Annotated in this window: 19 protein-coding genes, 1 tRNA gene and 1 pseudogene; 11 read left to right on the top strand and 10 right to left on the bottom strand. The window is 29.6% G+C overall.

Annotated elements, in window-relative coordinates; translation table 11 throughout:
* Positions 1–3: 3 nt before the first annotated feature.
* Entirely contained in the window at positions 4–639 is a 636-nt protein-coding gene (locus ABXT63_RS06810) for an LON peptidase substrate-binding domain-containing protein (RefSeq protein WP_415320809.1), read from the bottom strand.
* A 45-nt stretch (positions 640–684) separates the two neighbouring features.
* On the opposite strand from ABXT63_RS06810, the gene ABXT63_RS06805 reads away from it, so the two are divergent.
* The 4 genes from ABXT63_RS06805 to ABXT63_RS06790 all read left to right on the top strand — a co-directional run bounded on the left by ABXT63_RS06805 (position 685) and on the right by ABXT63_RS06790 (position 2,626).
* Complete coding sequence (locus ABXT63_RS06805) at positions 685–1,284, top strand: tetratricopeptide repeat protein (protein WP_415320808.1); 600 nt, start codon at positions 685–687, stop codon at positions 1,282–1,284.
* A 95-nt stretch (positions 1,285–1,379) separates the two neighbouring features.
* Positions 1,380–2,132, top strand: a complete 753-nt coding sequence (locus ABXT63_RS06800; RefSeq protein ID WP_415320807.1) for a sulfotransferase family protein — start codon at positions 1,380–1,382, stop codon at positions 2,130–2,132.
* A gap of 51 nt (positions 2,133–2,183) precedes the next feature.
* Positions 2,184–2,258, top strand: a tRNA-Gly gene (locus ABXT63_RS06795).
* Positions 2,259–2,281: 23 nt separating this feature from the next.
* The gene (locus ABXT63_RS06790; protein ID WP_415320806.1) at positions 2,282–2,626 is read left to right on the top strand and encodes a 4a-hydroxytetrahydrobiopterin dehydratase; all 345 of its coding nucleotides are present in this window, start codon (positions 2,282–2,284) and stop codon (positions 2,624–2,626) included.
* Here ABXT63_RS06790 and purH read toward each other — a convergent pair.
* The 6 genes and pseudogenes from purH to ABXT63_RS06760 all read right to left on the bottom strand — a co-directional run bounded on the left by purH (position 2,616) and on the right by ABXT63_RS06760 (position 8,983).
* Positions 2,616–4,151 carry a bifunctional phosphoribosylaminoimidazolecarboxamide formyltransferase/IMP cyclohydrolase gene (purH, locus tag ABXT63_RS06785; protein ID WP_415320805.1) on the bottom strand — a complete coding sequence of 512 codons (1,536 nt, stop codon included), beginning with the start codon at positions 4,149–4,151 and terminating at the stop codon, positions 2,616–2,618. The genes ABXT63_RS06790 and purH overlap by 11 nt on opposite strands.
* Positions 4,151–5,782 carry a heparinase II/III family protein gene (locus ABXT63_RS06780; RefSeq protein ID WP_415320804.1) on the bottom strand — a complete coding sequence of 544 codons (1,632 nt, stop codon included), beginning with the start codon at positions 5,780–5,782 and terminating at the stop codon, positions 4,151–4,153. Before ABXT63_RS06780 ends, purH begins: the two co-directional genes overlap by 1 nt.
* Positions 5,783–5,786: 4 nt before the next feature.
* Positions 5,787–6,446: a ribulose-phosphate 3-epimerase gene (rpe, locus tag ABXT63_RS06775; protein ID WP_415320803.1), complete on the bottom strand. Its 660-nt coding sequence runs from the start codon at positions 6,444–6,446 to the stop codon at positions 5,787–5,789.
* A gap of 46 nt (positions 6,447–6,492) precedes the next feature.
* The gene (locus ABXT63_RS06770; RefSeq protein WP_271492994.1) at positions 6,493–6,837 is read right to left on the bottom strand and encodes a hypothetical protein; all 345 of its coding nucleotides are present in this window, start codon (positions 6,835–6,837) and stop codon (positions 6,493–6,495) included.
* A gap of 69 nt (positions 6,838–6,906) precedes the next feature.
* Complete coding sequence (locus ABXT63_RS06765; RefSeq protein ID WP_415320802.1) at positions 6,907–8,721, bottom strand: sodium:solute symporter family protein; 1,815 nt, start codon at positions 8,719–8,721, stop codon at positions 6,907–6,909.
* Positions 8,721–8,983: pseudogene (locus tag ABXT63_RS06760) on the bottom strand (DUF4212 domain-containing protein). The gene ABXT63_RS06765 and the pseudogene ABXT63_RS06760 overlap by 1 nt, the downstream one beginning before the upstream one ends.
* A gap of 121 nt (positions 8,984–9,104) precedes the next feature.
* Here ABXT63_RS06760 and ABXT63_RS06755 point away from each other — a divergent pair.
* On the top strand, positions 9,105–9,728 hold the full coding sequence (locus ABXT63_RS06755; protein ID WP_415320801.1) for an esterase: 624 nt from the start codon (positions 9,105–9,107) through the stop codon (positions 9,726–9,728).
* On the opposite strand, the gene acs is transcribed toward ABXT63_RS06755, so the two are convergent.
* The 3 genes from acs to tsaD all read right to left on the bottom strand — a co-directional run bounded on the left by acs (position 9,725) and on the right by tsaD (position 13,426).
* Positions 9,725–11,830, bottom strand: a complete 2,106-nt coding sequence (gene acs, locus ABXT63_RS06750) for an acetate--CoA ligase (RefSeq protein WP_415320800.1) — start codon at positions 11,828–11,830, stop codon at positions 9,725–9,727. The genes ABXT63_RS06755 and acs overlap by 4 nt on opposite strands.
* A 7-nt stretch (positions 11,831–11,837) precedes the next feature.
* Positions 11,838–12,254 carry an EVE domain-containing protein gene (locus ABXT63_RS06745; protein WP_415320799.1) on the bottom strand — a complete coding sequence of 139 codons (417 nt, stop codon included), beginning with the start codon at positions 12,252–12,254 and terminating at the stop codon, positions 11,838–11,840.
* 98 nt (positions 12,255–12,352) lie between these two features.
* Positions 12,353–13,426: a tRNA (adenosine(37)-N6)-threonylcarbamoyltransferase complex transferase subunit TsaD gene (gene tsaD, locus ABXT63_RS06740; RefSeq protein ID WP_415320798.1), complete on the bottom strand. Its 1,074-nt coding sequence runs from the start codon at positions 13,424–13,426 to the stop codon at positions 12,353–12,355.
* Between the two features lie 59 nt (positions 13,427–13,485).
* Between tsaD and hemC the strand changes: the two genes are divergently transcribed.
* From hemC to ABXT63_RS06710, 6 genes are read left to right on the top strand one after another with little or no spacing between them, the layout of a single operon-like run.
* Positions 13,486–14,409, top strand: a complete 924-nt coding sequence (gene hemC / locus ABXT63_RS06735; protein ID WP_415320797.1) for a hydroxymethylbilane synthase — start codon at positions 13,486–13,488, stop codon at positions 14,407–14,409.
* A gap of 1 nt (position 14,410) precedes the next feature.
* Positions 14,411–15,109: a uroporphyrinogen-III synthase gene (locus tag ABXT63_RS06730; protein WP_415320796.1), complete on the top strand. Its 699-nt coding sequence runs from the start codon at positions 14,411–14,413 to the stop codon at positions 15,107–15,109.
* 2 nt (positions 15,110–15,111) lie between these two features.
* Positions 15,112–16,197 (top strand): mechanosensitive ion channel family protein, encoded by a 1,086-nt coding sequence (locus tag ABXT63_RS06725; RefSeq protein ID WP_415320795.1) that lies wholly within the window; start codon positions 15,112–15,114, stop codon positions 16,195–16,197.
* Positions 16,194–16,484 (top strand): YggT family protein, encoded by a 291-nt coding sequence (locus ABXT63_RS06720; protein ID WP_415320794.1) that lies wholly within the window; start codon positions 16,194–16,196, stop codon positions 16,482–16,484. Before ABXT63_RS06725 ends, ABXT63_RS06720 begins: the two co-directional genes overlap by 4 nt.
* Positions 16,485–16,492: 8 nt before the next feature.
* Positions 16,493–17,338 carry a bifunctional 5,10-methylenetetrahydrofolate dehydrogenase/5,10-methenyltetrahydrofolate cyclohydrolase gene (locus ABXT63_RS06715; RefSeq protein WP_415320793.1) on the top strand — a complete coding sequence of 282 codons (846 nt, stop codon included), beginning with the start codon at positions 16,493–16,495 and terminating at the stop codon, positions 17,336–17,338.
* 15 nt (positions 17,339–17,353) lie between these two features.
* Entirely contained in the window at positions 17,354–18,406 is a 1,053-nt protein-coding gene (locus ABXT63_RS06710) for an MBL fold metallo-hydrolase (RefSeq protein ID WP_415320792.1), read from the top strand.
* The last annotated feature ends 6 nt before the right edge of the window (positions 18,407–18,412 follow it).

Here is an 18,412-nt window from a genome sequence, read left to right as displayed (position 1 = left end):
AAATTACTGAATAGTTGTATTTTCTAAGCTATCATAATTGTAAGTATTTAAAATTTCAGCAATTTTATCTTTTCTCATTTCTAAATTTTTAGTTTCTAGCAAAATTTGTTTTTCTTCCAGTGAAAATGGAGAGGCCATAGCTAGAGCATTTATGGTTTCATTTAAATTTTGTTTTTCTAGAGATTTCCAATTAATTATGTATCCTTTTTTTTTAAATAAAGACTTTAAATCTTTAAAAATTAATTCGAGGTCAGAAAATTTTAAAACTTCTGTTTGTAAATCTAAGTCATTAGGATAATCATTAAAATTCACCTCACATTCACGATAGAGCTTATCAGTTGGGGTTTCTTTGGTAATTTTAAAGCGCGTTATACCATTGAGTTCAATCAAGTACCTACCGTCAGAGGTATCTTTAAAACTAGTAATTTCGCCTAAGCAACCTATTTTATAAAGGCTAGGAACAGCAGTGATAATTTTTTGTATGGGCTGTATTAAACCTATCATTTTATTAGTTTTCATGGAGTCATCAATCATGGATAGATATCTTGGTTCAAATATATTTAATGGAACAGTTGTCCCGGGAAATAATATAAAATTAGATATGGGAAAAATTGGTATAAATTTAGGAAGATCAATCATTTTTTTATTTATATTTAATAGTATTTTAATAAGGTAATTGCAATAATGAATAACACAGACGATAAACTAAAAAAAGCGTTCAATTTATATAATAAAAAAAATTTTGAGGAGTCAAAATTAATTTTTCTAAGTCTGATTAAAAATTCACAATTTGATAAGAGAATATATTTTATGTTATATGAAATATACTCTAATTTAAATGATATCGATAATGCTAAAAAATATTTAATAAATTTTATAGATCATGATAATAAAAATCATATTGCTTTTAATGAACTAGCAAACATATATTTAAAAGAGGGATCAATAAAACAAGCAGAAGAAAATTATTTAAAAGCAATAAATACCAAAGATAATTATTTAATAGCAGTTATTAATCTAGCAATACTTTATGAAGGAATTGGAGATAAAAAAAATGCAAAAAAATTTTATTTGGATGGAATTAGATTATCTCCAAAAGATTTATCTATTTATTATAATTTAAATAAAATTGATCCAAATTTTATTAATGAAAAAAAAATTGAATTTATATCTAAAATTTTAAAAGAAAAAAAGTTAGAACCATTTAATATGGCTGCTGGTTTTTTTTTACTTGCTGACAATGATAGAAAAAAAAAAATATTGATCAAGAAATTAGAAATTTAAAGCTAGCACACCAATATGTTTTTAAGGATAAATTTAATATTAATAAACAATCAAGAAATTACTATTTAAATATTATACCAAAGAATTACAACAAGATGGACTTTGAATTTAAAGAAAAAATTTCAGATAATATAAAAACCCTTGAACCAATTTTTATTGTTGGCTTACCAAGATCTGGTTCAACAATTGTAGAGGCAATTTTATCATCAGGTAAAAAAAAAATTTTAAATTTAGGTGAGTCTAACTTAATAAATTGGTCAATTATTAGTACTCCAAAAAAGACAATGTCAACGTTAGATGCGGAATTAATATGTAATAAACTTTTAACTGCACTAGATAATTTGGGTGTATCTAATTCAAAAAATAATATTTTTATAGATAAATCACTTGAAAATTTTCTTTACATAGATCTAATTTTAAAAATTTTTCCTAAGGCAAAAATTATTAATACGGTTAGAAATACAAATGATAATATTTTTGCTATTTTCCAACAATTTTTGTCTAAAATTTCTTGGACACATTCACTAGAAGATATTTTAGATTATACAAATAACTATCTAAAGGTGATTAAATTTTTTAAAAAAAAATATCCTAATAAAATATTTTCGGTAAAACTTGAGGAGTTAACAAACAATAAAGAAAAAGTATCAAAAGAAATTTTCAATTTTTGTGAACTTGAATGGGATAAAAAAGCCTTAGAATTCTACAAGAGAAAAGATTTATTTTCATCTACGGCAAGTAATATTCAGATCAGAAGTAGTTTGCGTAAATACGATCAAGATAAGTATAAACCTTATAAACACATCCTAAAAAATTTTATAGATAAGTATGATTGGCTTAATGAATAATTTTATTATTGCTTGCATTAAAAAAAACGTCTATTTATAATATTTTTATAAGCGGGTCTAGCTCATTGGTAGAGCGAATCGTTGCCAACGATTAGGTAGAGGGTTCGATTCCCTTGACCCGCTCCATTAAACTAATAATATATTAAATAATGAGCGACCTTTTAAATAAAAAATGTGTCCCTTGCGAGGGTGGAATTTTACCTTTTGATATAAGTGAAATTCATAAATACCAAAAAAAAATAGATGGATGGAATGTAAGTGAAAATGAAAAGAAAACTTATTTTTTAGAAAAAAAATTTACCTTTAAAAACTTCAAAAATAGTCAGAATTTTATTAATAAAGTTGGAGAAATTTCAGAAGAAGAAGGTCATCACCCAGACATATCATTTGGGTGGGGGTACGCAAAAATTATAATTACCACACATGCTATAGAAGGATTATCAGAAAATGATTTTATTCTAGCAGCTAAAATTGATCAAATTTTTAATGCCTAAAATGTCTTGTTTTAGAAAAAACTAAAACAGTACCAGTTTGATTTGCAAACTTTATTATCTCCTTGTCTCTGATTGATCCAGAAGGCTGTATTACTGCAGAAATACCTGACTGCACTAATTTTTCTATGCCATCTACAAAAGGAAAAAATGCATCCGAAGCTGCAACTATCTCTTCATTTAAATTTTGAAATTTATTCATTTTATCTATAGCAATTTGACAACTATCAAGCCTACTGGGTTGACCAGAACCAATACCTACAGTTGTTTCCTGGCTAGCTAATACAATTGCATTTGACTTAACAAATCTACAAATATTAAATGCAAAAATTAAATTTTTTAACTGAGATTTACTAGGTTTCTTTTTTGAAGCTATCTTAAAATTTTTAATATTAAATTTTTCTATATCTTCAGATTGAGTTAAAATAGATTCATAGGCAGAATTAAATCTTACTAAATTTTTGATCATAAAATTTTTTGCATCAATAAGGCGTAAATTTTTTTTCTTTTTTAAAATTTTTAATGCATCAGGATCAAATCCATTTGCTATAATAACTTCTAAAAAAATATTGTTTAATTCAATAGCTAAAGTTTTATTTATTTTAAAATTACATGAAACTATTCCACCAAAAGCACTTACAGGATCACATGCTAGTGCTAATTGATAACTTTTTAAGTTATTTTTATCTATAGAAACACCACATGGGTTCGCATGTTTAACAATGACAGTTCCTGAATTTTTTGGCAAAGATTTGGAAATAGTTAGAGCAGAGAATAGATCATTGTAATTGTTATAACTTAATGGTTTTCCATGAATTTGTTTGACATTTAAGCTTTGCGTTTGTGAGTAAATAGCAGCCTGTTGATGAGGATTTTCACCATATCTTAATTTTTCAATTAAATTTCCGTAGATAATTTTTTTTTTAGGGAAATTATTATTCTTAATTTTGTTAAAGTAGTCTGAAATTACAGCATCGTAATAAGCTGTTTCAGAAAAGGCCTCTAAAGACATTTTTTCTCTAAATTTAATAGAAGTAGAACCTTTATTCTTTTCTATCTCATTAATTAGTTCGCTATATTGATCTGAAGAAGTAATGACAGTAACATCATTATAGTTTTTTGCTGCTGCTCTAACCATTGTTGGACCACCAACATCAATATTTTCTATAATTTTTAAATGATTATTAGTCTGCTCTAAAGTTTTTTCAAAAGGATAGAAGTTAACAATAACAAGGTCTATTTCTTCAAAATTGTTATTTTGTAATTCTTTCTTATGAGACTTGTTGTCTCTTTTACTTAATATTCCAGCATGTATTTTTGGATGCAGTGTTTTAACCCTTCCACCAAGTATTTCAGGAGACCCCGTATACTCTGACACTTCTAAACATTTAAATTTAAGTTTTTTAATCTCTTTATAAGTACCACCTGAACTTATTAATTTTATTTTATATTTAGTTAAAACCTTCAAAAGATGTTTCAAATTTTTTTTGTCAGAAACTGAAATAAGTGCTTGTTTAATTTTTTTCATTATAATTTTGCAATTTCCCACTTTATAGTCTGGTTTTCATCATTAGTCATTCCAGAAATAACTATATTTTGATTATCAACAAAGGAATTTTTTTTACCAAAATATAGACCATCATCAATATTTATATTACTGTTAGGGGAATTAAATTTCCAACCCTCACCATCAAGATCTAAAAGTATTGATTTATTATCTTGGGTCTTCATTATTTTAATATTAGGCTTTAAATGAAATCTAATTTCAAATTTTAAATTTTTAATACTATTTCTAGAAATTATTTTATCGAGGCCAATAAACTTTATCTGTTCAGGATAAAACTCCATTTCTCTCTCATGAATTATACCATATTGATTTAAATAACCGTCATGTGCTGCATTAATCTTCCAATAATTTTTCTCAAAGACAATATTTTTTTTTATTATTTTTAATCCATAAGAAATTTTAGAACTTTCATTTTTAGTTTTATTAAATTTACATGAAGACCTATCATCTAAAATTAGAGTACTATGAACTGCACTTGATTTTGATATTTCATTTAATTGATGGTGGTAGTTTTGAAAATAACCTGAGTTACAAATTAATTTTTTCCCATTTGATATTATTTCAAAAGATAGTGCACCCGACTGGTAGTCTGATGAAAACTTTTTATCAGGACTTGACCCAGTATCCATGATGAGTGAAGTTTTTTTGTTACTAAGAATTGTGTATCCACCCAATTCGGTACTTGGGTTTTTAAAAGTATATCCAAGTTTTTTTAAATAACGATCAAATTCAATGTTATTTGTTTCATGATTTCCGTTGAACAGCAGATCCGCTTTATTATTCTGCCAAGTGAATGCATAAGCTTGACCTAAATAATATATATTTTCATTAATAAAATCAGGTATTTCACTTTGAGATTCTTTGAACCATTCTCGAATTAAAATAAAATATTTTAAGTAAAAGCATAATTGTCGGATACTTCTTGATTTTGGAAAACCATCATTGTCAAAAGAAAATTTTACAAGTTTTTTTAATAAGTTCAGCCCTGTTTCTAAATAACGGTTTTTATCTTGATATGTTAAGCCAGTTAAGATAATGGCTGCACAGACTATTATTTTATCATCAATCCATTCTGATAGCTCGATTTCATTAATCAAGTGATTAATTTGTTTTTTTATAATACTATTGAATTTATCTTTGTAGTCAGTACTACCATCTTCATAAGTAAGTCTGGAGCTAGAGGTCCAAGCAATTATTCTCTTAGCTACTATATCAAGCTCCCAGCTTTTAGAATTGTAGTTATGATTTTTATCTATCCATTGCAAAATTACATTTTGAGTATCTTTTTTTGAGGATCTTAAATCCAAACTAAACAACCAAAAAAAACTATTTAAATTTTTATAATCTTTTTTCTTTAAATTCTCATTATCCCATATTCTGTTTAATGAATAATTTTCGATATTAATTTTTTTTTTATCATATTTTATAAGGGAACTAAGTAGGTTGGGACTGGGATGATATTCTAATGAACCAATGAAAGAAGGTGTAATTTTTCTATTATAAATATTTGAGCTTAAATATAGAGAGTGAAATTTTTTTTTAGAAAATATATATGAGTTATTAATAAAATTTAATAAATTATTAAAAATCATTATTCTAAATTGATTTTAAAAGGTCTATATTTTTTTTTATATTTCCATTATTATTTTTGAATACAGTAGTGCCAGAAACTAAAATATTTGCACCAGCTTCAATAGCTAACTTATTATTATCAAAGTTAATCCCACCATCAATCTCAATATCAAACTGTATGTTTTTTTGATCTTTTATTTTTTTTAACTCTTTAATTTTTTCCAATACTTCAGGCATAAATTTTTGTCCTCCAAATCCAGGATTTACACTCATAATTAAAACTAAATTAATTTCATTCAATAAATTAGTTATTAGGTCAATCTCAGTTTTGGGATTTAAAGAAATTCCCACTTTTTTATTTAAACTTTTTATAAGGCGAATAGATTCTTTCAAATCTTTCGTTGCTTCAGGATGAATTGTAATAATATCAGCTCCAGCATCAGCATAATCTTGAATATATTTATGAACAGGTGAAATCATTAAGTGAACATCAAATGGTAGCTTTGTATATTGCCTTAAAGCTTTAATGATCGGAGGGCCCATAGTTAAATTTGGAACAAAATGACCATCCATCACATCCACATGGATCATATCAGCACCACCCTCTTCTAATCTCTTAATTTCATTCCCCAACTGACTAAAGTCAGCAGATAAAATTGATGGTGAGATTTGTATTTTTTTCATTGATTACTACTTTAGTAGTATCAATTTTATTTTTAATTTGAATTAATTATTTACCAAAAATACGATAAATTTCTGAAGCAATTTCACTTTCTAAAGGAAAAGAGAGCATTCCCATCACAGAATATCCCAATAGATAAGGCATTAGATAAAATCTGATCATATAAAAAAACCAAGCCACATAAAGTGGAATAAGAGGCTCTATAATAAACGAGGGAGTAATTGGTCTAAATAAACGTATTAAAGGGTTTGTTACTTTTACAAAAACCTTCATAAAAAAAAATTCTGAATTTTCTCGCTGAAAAAAATTCATCGCAACTTTTCCAATTAAAGTCCACATTACAACACCTAAAATATAATCAATTGTAAGAATAAAAGGATGAATTTCTGGCATAAATATAAAAAGGAATTTTTTTTAACTTAACTGAGGGGCAAATAAATCGCCCCTCAATACAAAGTTTAATTAGTGTTGTTTTCCAAGTATCGTTTTACCACTTGGAACACGAAGCTCGTCGATCATATCTTGAGTAGCTCTGTCTGGTGCTTTTGTTAGTAAACTAACAACTACCATAGAAACTAAACTAACCAACGACCCAAAGATACCAAACGTAAGTTGAGTAATACCCCAGAATCCAGCTCCACCAGTACGTACCCAAACTAGATACCAAGTACCAGCTGCTAATCCTAGAAGCATTCCTGCAACAGCACCAGGACCATTTGCTCTTTTCCACCATACACCTAGTACAAGTGGGAAGAACAATCCTGACATCGCAAAGTCAAAAGCCCAGATTACTGAACCTAAGATACCTTGGATACCCATTGCGGCAATAGTTGCTCCAGCAAAACCAATGATTACAAGTAATACCCTTGCAACAATTAATCTCTTCGCAGCTTCTGCTTTTGGATCAATGATCTTGTAGTACAAGTCATGAGACAAAGCATTTGCGATTGCTAAGATCAAACCATCAGCAGTAGACATGGCAGCAGCCATACCTCCAGCAGCAACTAGACCTGAGATTACATAAGGTAATCCAGCAATTTCTGGAGTAGCTAATACAACAGCTTTACCACCCATGAAAAACTCATTTAATTCAAGAGTTCCATTTCCGTTAAAGTCGCTAACAAACATTAAGTTAGCTTGGTTCCAGTTTTGATACCAATCTATCGCTTGAACTTCAGCTATTGATTTACCAATAATCCCTGTTGAAAGTGTTGGATCAATCAGTGATAGTTTTGATAATGTAGCTAACATTGGCGCAGTTGAGTATAAAATGAAGATGAAAAGTAGCGACCATGCTACAGATCTTCTAGCTGATTTTACACTTGGAGTAGTAAAGTATCTCATCATAACGTGAGGCAAAGAAGCTGTTCCTGCCATCATACAAATTGCTAGAGAAATGAATCCCCAGTTTGTTCCGTTAACCGATGAGTGTGCTTTAGTTATTCCAGCTAAACCTTTTGGTACTGTAGCTAAGTCGGCAGCTGAATTTTTCACAAATCCAAACTGACCCTCTAGTTCAGCAATTCTAGCTACTTCATCTCCCAACATTAAATGTGGGAAGAATCCAGCACCCATTTTACTACTGATCCAGAATACAGGAAGTAAGTAAGCAATAATTAAAACTATATATTGCGCAACTTGCGTCCATGTAACCGCTCTCATTCCACCAAGCATTGAACACATCAATATACTTGCTAATCCAACATACACAGCAATTTCAAAAGGAATATCTAATGCTACTGAAGCAATAGTTCCTGTTGCATTGATTTGTGCAGTCACATATGTGAATGAAGCTACTGTTAATACTAGTACTGCAGCAAGTCTTGCTGCATTACCACCATATCGTGTACCAACAAAATCTGGAACTGTGTAACAGCCAAATTTTCTTAAGTAAGGTGCTAGTAAAGTAGATACAAGTATATAACCACCTGTCCATCCAACTAGTAGTGCCATATATCCATAGCCCTTAAAGTAAATACCACCTGCCATCGCAACGAATGATGCACCAGACATCCAGTCTGCTGCAGTAGCCATTCCGTTAAATACAGTAGGTACTTCTCTGCCTGCTACGTAGTACGCGTCCATCTGAAGTGTACGTGATAACCAACCGATTATCGCATAGATAGCAATGGTGAAAACAACAAATGCAATTCCTATTGCTTTTGCGGACATTCCCATTTGTTCAGCAATCGCCATCAGTATTATGAATCCTATAAAACCACCTGTATAGATTCCATAAACTTTTGGTAGATTGTCTATAAATTTACCTTTTATCATTAGCTATCCTCCCTTTCAGTAAACCCAAACTCTTCATCTATCTTCTCTTGTCTACCCGCAAACCAGAAATTCAAAATTACAAATGCTAATAATGAACCCTGACACGTCATATAATATGACAGTGGGTAACCAAAAGGTCTGAAGCTAGATGCTTCCATTTCAGTTCCGAAAAAAAGATGCCAATCGAGAATACAAACCAGATTGCTAAAGTTATAAACAATAGCCCCCTAGTTTTTTCCCAGTGTTTTGCTTTATTTGACATTTTTACTCTCCCTATATAGTTAAGAAAGAAACCTTAACCATAATGAGATAGATTGAAACCCCTTAAAAAGGTCGAATTGGTGCCATTTTTATAATATAAAGCATATAAAAGGTAGGTAAAATTGCTTAAATATAAACTTAAATTAAAAGACATAAAACTAGAAGATTTTAAAGTTTATTTATTTGCTTTGTTTAAAGGAGTTCTTCCAAAGAAAAAGATTAAGAATATAGAAGACCTTACACTGTTTATTCAAACAAAATCAGCCTGGGTATCGCAGGTAACTCTATATAATTACTTAAAAACAAGAATGGGAACTAAGTGGGTATTACACTTTGATGATGAAGTATTTTTAGCATCCATTAACAAAGCTAAATGGAATATTTATTCTATAGCACTTCAGGATCTTACTTTTTATAGCCTATCGTATTTGAATGTTTTTTGTAATTATAAGGACATAAGTAAAGCCAATGAAATTTATGATGAAATTTTGACCAAAGAAAAAAAAAATGAAATGCCAGAAGAAATTATTTCACAAGCAAAAGAAAAATTTAAAGAACGATTAGAAAAGATTGATTGGAATACATATTATAAATCTTGGCCATTTAATGAAAGCGCTCTAACTTTATATAAATGGGCACCAGTGGCTGAAGAATTAAAAATTTTAGACAGAAAGATTGTGTTAAATTCTATGATCTTAAAATGGGAAAATATTGAAAAAGAATTTCAAGAATTAATTAAGATTTAAATATTTTTTCTATTATCAACTAAGCTCTGAACAACACTTGGATCAGCTAAAGTGGATGTGTCACCCAATTGATAATGTTCATTAGCAGCAATTTTTCTTAAAATTCTTCTCATAATTTTTCCAGATCTAGTTTTAGGTAGTCCAGGTGAAAAATGAATAATGTCAGGTGTTGCAAGAGGTCCAATTTGTTTTCTAACCCAAAGCTTAAGATCTCTTTCAAGGTCTAAATCTGATTGTTCCCCCATATTTAAAGTAACATAACAATATAAGCCATTTCCTTTGATATCGTGAGGGTACCCAACAACTGCTGCTTCAGCAACTTTTGGATGTGCAACGAAAGCACTTTCAATTTCAGCAGTTCCTAAGTTGTGACCAGAAACAATAATTACATCATCAACACGTCCAGTGATCCAGTAGTAACCATCCTTGTCTCTTCTGGCTCCATCACCTGTAAAATATTTTCCATCAAATTGAGAGAAGTAAGTATCAATAAATCTTTGATGATCGCCGTAAACAGTCCTCATTTGTCCAGGCCAAGATTGAGAAATACATAATCTTCCTTCACCAGCACCTTTTATTTCCTTCCCATTTCTATCAACTATAGAAGGCTTAATTCCATAAAAAGGTTTGGTTGCAGAGCCAGGTTTTAAATTTATAGCCCCTGTTTGTGGACTAATTAAAATTCCTCCAGTTTCAGTTTGCCACCAAGTATCAACTATTGGGCATTTAGAATTACCAACTGTTTTATAATACCACATCCAAGCTTCTGGATTAATAGGCTCTCCAACAGTTCCTAACAATTTTAAGGATTTTCTTGAAGTCTTTTTAACAGGCTTATCTCCCTCTCTCATTAAAGCTCTAATAGCTGTTGGCGCGGTATAAAAAATATTAACTTTATATTTATCAATTATCTGCCACCACCTTGAACTGTCAGGATAAGTTGGAACACCTTCAAACATTATTGTTGTTGCACCATTAGCAAGAGGTCCATAAATTATATAACTGTGGCCTGTTACCCATCCAATGTCGGCAGTACACCAGTAAATATCCTTAGGTTTATAATTAAAAACATACTGATGGGTCATCGAAGCATAAACCATATAACCACCCGTCGTATGTAAAACTCCCTTTGGTTTTCCAGTAGATCCAGAGGTATATAGAATAAATAAAGGATCCTCAGCACTCATTTCTTCAGGTTCACATTTATTTGACACGTCTTTAATTAAATCATTATACCAAACGTCTCTTCCTTTAATCCAACCAACTTTGTTTCCAGTTCTTTTTATAACTATACATTTTTTAACATCAGGGCATTTTCTTAAAGCCTCATCTGTAATTTCTTTTAAAGGAATTTTTTTACCAGCTCTAACACCCTCATCTGCTGTAATTATATATTCAGATTCACAATCAATTACTCTAGTAGTTATAGAATCGGCCGAAAAGCCTCCAAAAATAATTGAGTGAACAGCACCAATTCTTGCACACGCAAGCATAGTAACTGCAAGCTCAGGTATCATAGTTAAATAAATCGTTACTCGATCACCTTTTTTAATGCCTAATTTTTTTAAACCATTTGCAGCCCTTGATACCTCTTTATGTAACTGTTTATATGAAATCTTTTTTGTATCATTTGGGTCGTCGCCAACCCAAATGATTGCTGTTTTATCTTTTTTATCTTTAAGGTGACGGTCTATACAGTTGGCTGATGCATTTAATGTTCCATCTTCATACCATTTAATTTTTACTACTTTTTTACTGTATTTAACATTTTTAATTTTTTTATATGGTTTAATCCAAGTAATTCTTTTTCCTTCAGTCTTCCAAAACCCTTCGTTATTTTTAATTGAGTCAGAATATTTTTTTTGATATTTCGCTTTATTTACTAAAGCACTTTTTACCCACTCAGGTTTAGTTTTAATAATTAGTTCTTGGTCTATAATATTATTAGAAACTTTTTTTTTAACCCTAGGTTTAGTTTTTTTTATTACTTTTTTTTTAACCCTAGGTTTAGTTTTTTTTATTACTTTTTTTTTAACCCTAGGTTTAGTTTTTTTTATTACTTTTTTTTTAACCCTAGATTTTGATTTATTTTTTTTTGGCATGAGGTCTCTAAGTATTACTCATCTTATTTATGATTTTCCAGCTTTTTGAGTCTATTGGCATAACGGATAGTCTACTCTGCTTAATAAGTGATAAATGACTAAGTGCCTTAGTGTTTTTAACCTCTTCAAGGGTAACATTTCTTTTTAACTTTTCTTTAAATTTTACTTGAACTGCTACAAAACGTCCACTCTTGTCAGTTTTATCTAAGAAGGATTCTTTAATTACCTCAACTATACCAACAATTTCTTTTCCAATATTTGAATGATAGAAAAAACAAAGATCTCCTTTCTTCATGCCTCTTAAATTTTTAGCTGCTTGATAGTTTCTGACCCCATCCCATGGAGCGCCTTTCGCACCAGCCTTTTTTTGCTGATCAATCGACCAAACATCAGGCTCTGATTTCATTAGCCATTTTTGTCCCATAATTTATTGGATTATCCTTTCTTTTTTAATTCTAACATAACTTCAGGATATAAATCATCTTTTTTAAATCTTCTCCAAAAATTATATTTTTCCTATTATCATAATTTTACTCCTGCACCTTTCAAGAAAGCAGCATCTTCATCTAGGGGCCACCTAGGTTTTGCTGGGTGATCTAGCTCACTAAACTGTCTTAATTTAAATTTTTCCAAACCAACCATAGCAATCATTGCCGCATTATCTCCACATAAATTTATAGGTGGAAATATTGTCTCAAAGTCTTCTTCTTTACAAAGGTTAGTTAACACATCCCGAATTCTTTTATTAGCCGCAACTCCACCCGCGACTACAAATTTATTTTTATTTGATTTATTTATTTTTTTAAATTCTTCAAAAGCAATTTTACTTTTCTTATATAATATTTCCTCAATTGTTTTTTGAAAAGATGCTGCTAAGTCATATTTTTCTTGATCAGTTTTAATCTGTTTTGAAATTTTTAAAACAGCAGTCTTTAATCCAGCAAATGATAAGTTGCAGCCACCTCTATGAAAAATTGGTTTAGGTAATAAATATTTATTTGGATCACCTTTTTTGGCATACACTTCAATTTGTGGCCCACCAGGAAATTCTATGCCTAATAATTTTGCTGTTTTATCAAAAGCTTCCCCAACAGCATCGTCAATAGTTGTTCCTAACCGTTTATAGTTACTTAAACCTTGAACACTTAAAAATTGAGTATGTCCTCCAGAAATTAAAAGTAATAAATATGGATAATTTAATTCAGAATTTAGCTTAGGACTTAATGCATGACCCTCTAAATGATTAACAGCTATAAAGGGCTTATTAAGTGAAGAAGCCATTGCTTTTCCAAAGCTCAACCCAACAGACAAGCAAACTATAAGACCGGGCCCAGCAGTTGCTGCTATAGCATCTATATCTTCTATTTTTATCCCACTCTCATCAATTGTTTTTTTTATAATTAAATCTATTTTTTCTATATGCGATCTTGCAGCAAGCTCAGGCACAACACCACCAAATTCCTTATGAACATCTACCTGACTTGAAACAATACTCGATAAAATTGTTGGCATACCTTGCTCATTTTCAGTTATGACAGAAGCAGCTGTTTCATCACAGCTTGATTCAATTCCTAAAATTATGGGTTTTTTATTCATCAAATTAGTTTTTATTAATAATACATTCTCAATATAAATATGAAGTATAAAGCAATTAAATGAAAAATAGAAAAATTATTATAGGCTCTAGAGGAAGCAAATTAGCACTAATCTATGCTAAAAAAGCTAGAGAAAAAATTCTTAACCATTCAAAAGGTTTTGGAATTGAGGAAGTGGTTATTAAAAAAATTGTAACTAAGGGTGACCAATTTCAAGATAAAAGATTATCTGAAGTGGGTGGTAAGGGACTTTTTTCTAAGACTATAGAGGTTGAGTTACTAGAAAAAAAAATTGATATAGCTGTACATGCATTAAAAGATATGCCCTCTGAAGAAACTGTGGGGTTGTTAACAAATTGTTTTTTAGAAAGAAACGACCCAAGAGAAATTTTAATTAGTAGAGATAATAAATATTTAAAAGATTTAGCTCTAAATTCAATTATTGGAACATCCTCATTTAGAAGAGAATTTCAGATTAAAAAAATAAGAGACGATCTTGATTGTAAATTAATTAGAGGAAACGTAGATACAAGAATAAGAAAACTTAAAGAGAATTTATATGATGCAATTATCTTATCTTATGCTGGAATTGATTCTTTAGGATTAAATAAAAAAATATCTCAAACTTTTTCTACTTCAGAAATTATACCTTGTGCAGGACAAGGGGTTATTGCTTTGCAATGCAGAGATAATGATGAAGATTTAATTAAGTTATTAAAACTAGTTGATCATCAATCAACACATAGCTCTATAAAAGCTGAAAGAAATGTTTTGAAGGTTTTAGAAGGAGATTGTGAAACAGCTGTGGGAGCATTTGCAAGCATTGATGGTGATAAAATTAATCTTGAAGTAGAGCTTTTTTCTCTAGATGGCAGTAAAAGATTTCATTTAAAGTCATTCAAGAGTATAGACAAAGCAGAAGAACTAGGAATAGAGATGGGAAAAACTCTTAAAAAGATGTCTAATAATTCTTACAAAAAATAATATGCATATTTTATTCACACGACCCTTAGAAGATTGTCATGAAATGATATTAAAATTTCAATCATTGGGTCATGAAATATCTCATTTACCTTTAATTAATATTGAAGGTTTAAAATATGAAGCTCCCAACTATTCTGAATTTAAAGGAATTATTTTTACAAGTACTAATGCTATTAAATTTTTAGGTATAAAGAATATTGATAAAAAATTAAAATGTTTTTGTGTTGGGAACGCTACAGAAAAAAAAGCTAGAAGTGTTGGTTTCCAAAATGTTTTCGCAGCTGAGGGAAATGTTAATAATCTTAAGGAATTAATCTTACAAAATTTTAAATCTTCAGAAGGAAAGCTAATTTATATAAGTGGAGAAATAATCTCTAGTGATTTAGATAAAGAGCTCATATCAAGTGGGTACACGATAGAACGACTAATTAATTACAGAGCCAACTCAATCGAAAAATATGATGAAGAATTTATTGAAAAATTAAAACTAAAAATGCCTGAAATCACCTACATTTACTCACAAAATAGTGCGATTAATTTTTTAAATGTAATTAAAAATTATCAGCTAGAAACCTTATGGATGAATACTAATTTGATGTGTAGTGGAGAAAAAACCTCTTCAATTCTCAACGAAATTAAATGGAAAAAAATTTTTCTTTTTAACCCTGGAGAAGAGGAATTTTTGCTATATAAAATTTAATTATGGACATATTTAGTAATTTTAGTGATCTGTTTATTTCTGTTTGGTCTAAAGGAATTCGTGGAGTTGATATTTTTCAAATACTAATTGGTATTGGAATATTTTTTATTTTTTTAATTTTTAGAGGAATAATAAGTAAAGTTATAATTAAAAGATTAGAAGCAATTTCAAAAAGAACTACAAACAAATTAGATGACACCTTCGTCCATGCAATGGAAGGACCTGCTAGGTTTTTACCAATTGTTTTAGGTTTCTTTATTGCAAGTTATTACATGTCTTTTGCAGATGATGGGAGAGCTATAGTTGATACAATTAACCGAACATTAATTACAATTTTAATATTTTGGGTTATCCATCAAATTATTGAACCAATTTCTTATATTTTAAGTGGGCTAGATAAAATGTTAACCCGTGAGTTAGTGGGATGGATTATAAAATCCTTAAAGATTTTAATTTTTATTTTAGGGCTAGCTGCTGTTCTTGAACTTTGGGGAATAAAAATTGGACCAATTATTGCTGGACTCGGTTTATTTGGTGTTGCTGTTGCTTTAGGTGCACAAGACTTATTCAAAAATTTGATTTCAGGAATTTTAGTTTTAGTTGAAAAAAGATTTAAGATAGGAGATTGGATTTTAGTCGAAGGCATTATTGAGGGTATTGTTGAGAAAATTGGTTTTAGATCAACAGTTTTAAGAAAATTCGATAAATCTTTAGCTATAATTCCTAATTTTCAGTTTGCTGAAAATGCAGTTATCAATATTAGCGAGACAACCAACTGGAGAATAGATTGGGCAATAACACTTCAATACGACACTACTGTTGAGCAACTAAAAAAAATTAGAAATGAAATTGAAGGTCACATCAATAAAAATGATGATTTTGACAAAGCTGTAGGAGTTGCAGTTAGAGTTGAAAAATTTTCAGATAGTTCGATTGATATGAGGGTTAGATGTTTTACTACTTCTAATAGTTTTTCAACATGGTTGGAAGTTAAAGAAAAACTTGCAATTGAAATAAAACAAATTGTTGAAGGAAACAAAGCAGCCTTTGCTTTCCCAAGTCAGTCAATTTATATTGAGAAAAAATGATAGCTATTTTTTACTTAGTACTTCAAATATTAAAACTTTATTCATATGTCGTTTTAGCTGATGTAGTTATTAGCTGGCTCGTTGCATTTAATATCTTGAACACTCAAAACAGATTTGTTTATTCTATTTTAGAAGTAACTTATCGATTAACAAATCCTGCACTTAATAAAATAAGAAGTTTTTTACCTAATTTAGGATCAGTTGATATTTCACCAGTTATATTACTGTTATTGATTTGGTTTATAGAAATGTGTATGAAGTTGTACATTGCGCCAATGATTTTTTAAGGAAATATATGATTTTAATAGATGGAAAAAAAATAGCTGCCGAGCTTAGAGAAGAACTAAGACAAGAAGTTGTAGGGTTAAAAGCTAAATATAGCAAAATTCCTGGGCTTACAGTTATTTTAATTGGGAATATGGCCCCCAGTCAAATTTATGTTCGTATGAAAGAAAAAGCTGCGAATGAGGTGGGATTAAAATCTGAAGTAATTAGATACCCAGAAGCTGTGGAAGAAAAAACAGTATTAGATAAAATTGAAGAACTTAATAAAGATGAAAGTATTTCGGGAATTTTAGTTCAATTACCATTACCAAAACATATTGATAAGCAAAAAGTTATTGAAACTATTTTGCCAGGTAAGGATGTTGATGGGTTTCACCCAATGAATGTTGGTAATCTTTCATCAGGCTATGAAAGTTCAGTGCCTTGTACTCCTTTAGGATGTTATCTAATGATTAAAAAAATTGAACCAAATCTAAGTGGAAAAAAAGCGGTTATGATTGGTAGATCAAATTTAAATGGTAAGCCAATGGCGCAGTTACTTTTAAAAGAAAATTGTACAGTAACAATCACTCATTCCAGAACTAAAGATTTAAAAGCAGAATGTTTAGAGGCAGATATTATTGTTGCAGCAGTTGGTATTCCAGAACTTGTAAAAGCTGACTGGGTTAAAAAAGACGCAATTGTAATAGATGTTGGAATTAATAAAACTGAAAACGGTATAGTTGGAGATGTTGCTTTTGAAGAAGTGTCAAAAGTTGCAAGAGCTTTAACACCTGTTCCAGGTGGAGTAGGGCCAATGACTATTGCCTGCTTGCTAAGAAACACCATTGAGTGCTTTAAAAGATCTCAAAAATAAAAATTATCAATATAAATGGTAAGATTTTTAATTTTCTTATTCTCAATTATTATTTATAACTCTTCAATAATTGCTATGGAAAAAAAACCTTATCATCATTTACCAGATGGAACTTTTAGAAATCCAGAAGGATCGCCAGTTAGAACAAGCCAAGCCAAATTTTCATACACACAATTCATTAAATTGAAAAAGAAAATAGACATGATTGTTCCAAAAGAACATGTTGTAGATAAAGAAAAAGTTTTATCTGATTTAGAAAAGTATAAGAATGAAGATTATATTGCTTGGATTGGTCATGCTACTTACTTAATTAAACTTGGAGACACAACGATTATAACTGACCCTGTATTTTCAAAAAATGCAGGACCTTTAATTTTTGGTCCAGATAGATTTACTAAGCCTGCCTTAAATTTAAATGAAATTCCAAAGACTGATTTATTATTATTAACACATAATCATTATGATCATCAAGATATGAGAACCATTAGAAAATATCCATTTAAGGATACAAAAGTTTTAACACCTCTAAATCTTGGAAAATATTTTACCAAAAATAAATTTAACGATGTAAATGAAATGGATTGGTACGAAGAAATTAAAGTTAATGGGGATTTAAAAATAACATTACTCCCAGCTGTTCATTGGTCTAAAAGAAGTTTAATAGATATGAATAAAACACTCTGGGGAAATTTTTTAATTGAGTATAAAGATAAAAAAATACTTTTTGCTTGTGATACTGGTTATGGAAATGTTTATAAAGAATTAGGTGAAAAATATGGTCCAATTGATTTAACAATGATTAATATTGGAGCTTATGACTTTAAGCCTATGTTTGATAAATCGATTTATCACACAACACCAGAAGAAGCTTTAAATGTAGCACAAGATTTAAAAAGTAAAAAAGTCATGGGAACACACTGGGGAACTTTTGTTTTATCTCTAGAACCAATTATGGAACCACCTGTACGATTTAAATCTAGTGCAGAAAAATATGGTTTTAATAAAGAAGATGCAATTATATTTAAAGTAGGAGAAATAAATTCTTTAAAAAATATTTTATCAAATTAAGATTAA

This window comes from Candidatus Pelagibacter sp. Uisw_092 (genome assembly GCF_047729545.1).
GTDB lineage: Bacteria > Pseudomonadota > Alphaproteobacteria > Pelagibacterales > Pelagibacteraceae > Pelagibacter.
Note: the sequence above shows the minus strand (reverse complement) of the source record. Positions and strands in the feature narration are given on the sequence as shown.